Source organism: Prevotella sp. DNF00663 (assembly GCF_001553265.1).
Classification (GTDB): domain Bacteria; phylum Bacteroidota; class Bacteroidia; order Bacteroidales; family Bacteroidaceae; genus Prevotella.
Window position 1 is genome coordinate 1 of sequence record NZ_KQ960597.1, and the last position, 2117, is coordinate 2117.

A 2117-nucleotide genomic window follows, 5' to 3' on the forward strand; every position below is an offset into this window, starting at 1 on the left:
TCTATAAATGAAGGTTTTGCAGAGGTCTCATATGGAGAATAGGTTATATAATGGTTGTCTAAACAGAAAAGTTTCAATAGATTATGACGGAAATATTAAAAACTGTCCTTCTTTTAAACATTCATATGGGAATATAAAAAATGTGAGAATAAAGGATGTTATTATGACAAAGCAGTTCAGAGAACTATGGACTATTAATAAAGAAAAAATAGAAGTATGTAAAGATTGTGAACTTAGGCCTGTGTGTACAGACTGCAGAGCACATTTGTCAAATCCAAATAATATATATTCAAAACCCCAAAAATGCACCTATGATCCATTGACCTCAAATTGGAAATAGGAACGATTATGTTGACATGTATAACAACGTCTGTTCGTTTATCAGATTATAAATTAAACTAATTCTATTTTAAGAAAGATAATTTAAAGAGTATGCTCAATTACAATTCACTTTCAAAGATATCACGTCTTTTCTTATGTAAATTTCAAAAGGGTTATCTTAATACCCCCCAACCCGCAACTTTATAGAGTAAAAAACTTTGTGCATGTAAGAAAGGGTATCTTTTGTTTTTATCAGTACAATTGTGTAATGACGGTTTTTCTGACATAAGCCCCCTTTACCTCACAAAGCGACTTGAGGCAATATGCACGGATTATTCCACAAAGAACTCGTCTTTGCTAAAGTCTGTCTTAAACAGGTAGTTGCTTGTGTAAACATTCAGCACACGCTGGTGTGATGTCCTAATCTACTTGGTCGGCACAGATACAAAGTTGAAAACGAATGTATTGATGTGGCTGTTGGCGTGCAAGACACACTTCTTGGAATCCAGCCTCTGCATAATTATTTTGTGGAAGTTTCTGATGAGAGTTGTCATAACAAAATACCATATTCCGTGCCATGAACGACTTGAGCAGTCAGTTCTAGCCAAATACGTTGTTCATGGTCAGAGACACGTTCCTTGCCGTTACGGAGCTTGTAGAATGCTACGATGTTCTTTGTGCTTGGCCCATTGTCGTTGGTCAGTATGCATTTATAAGTTTATGCCTCCTCCCAAAGGTAAAGGTTGCGGCCCATCCTTCTCCGCCTCTGTACAACAAGGCAAAACGACTTTGTTTTCCGTTTTTCGAAAATAATGGAGTTTAGTTCAAACTTGATATCAATGATTTCTTTCTTCTTTCAGGCTGTCAATGCAAATTTTGAATAGTAAAGAGAATCGCATCTGTTGGCACGGATGTGGAAATGTCTGCAATGTTGCTCAACTGTCTCTACAATTTCCTCCGCCCATGAATCACAATCTATGCATGCACGGCAAGCGCAAATGTCCGAATTCACCAGCCTCTTGAAGATTTTCATCAATGTATTTTTCTGGTTGAAACGCATATTGGTGTTCTTATTCTTTATACCAGCTATCATGTCGTTTATTACGGCAATGCTGGGACCATATCCCAAGAACTTCTGTAAGCTGGTTTAGCATCGTACTTTTCGATCTCGATGAACTGGTGCTTGAAATCAAAGCTGTATTCTTGGTTGCTCTTTAGTTGCCCTTTTGAAAGCAAGGCGTTCACTAACAAGTTGTTCATAGCATCGGCGACATTGAAATTGTACTGCTTGCCAGTAGTCGATGTGTATGTTGTATTGTCACATGCCAGCTCTTCCATAGCATATAGTATACATGTGCGGATACTTGGGTGCAAGTACAGGTGCTTCATCAAGTGCATTGTCACGTCTTCAATGTATAAACTACCGCTGATATACACGTACATCAGAGAGCGGAGCCCTTTACTATATTGGTAGCCGTACGATGTGCTACGTAGTCCCAAAGTGGAGTCTATCGTTTTAGACAAAGGAGTATCGAATTACTCTATAATTGACAATATTCCTCTAATTAGGGTGAGTTTCTCGGATTTTATATGTATTTTTGTTATGTCTATTGAAGATTTGTCTAGTTTTATGCAACACTAAGTTAGGTGAATCTAATGGCATGACAAAACCCTAGGCTACTTTTGTAGCTTAGCTTCTTATAAAATATAAAATTACAGTGTTGCGGAATTAAGGAATAATATTTAGATTCTACAATGTACTTAATGAGACCTCTGCAAAACCTTCATTTATAGAG

Annotated in this window: 1 protein-coding gene and 1 pseudogene; one reads left to right on the forward strand and one right to left on the reverse strand. The window is 37.2% G+C overall.

Annotated features, from left to right (window positions below):
• Positions 1-31 precede the first annotated feature (31 nt).
• The gene (locus HMPREF3034_RS13110; protein WP_197421715.1) at positions 32-340 is read left to right on the forward strand and encodes an SPASM domain-containing protein; all 309 of its coding nucleotides are present in this window, start codon (positions 32-34) and stop codon (positions 338-340) included.
• A 313-nt stretch (positions 341-653) separates the two neighbouring features.
• On the opposite strand, the pseudogene HMPREF3034_RS02080 reads toward HMPREF3034_RS13110, so the two are convergent.
• Positions 654-1926: pseudogene (locus HMPREF3034_RS02080) on the reverse strand (IS1380 family transposase).
• Positions 1927-2117 lie beyond the last annotated feature (191 nt).

What these genes read in the sequence shown, in the direction of transcription:
- HMPREF3034_RS13110 (WP_197421715.1), top strand. Translation starts at nt 32, where the DNA reads ATGGAGAATAGGTTATATAATGGTTGTCTAAACAGAAAAGTTTCAATA.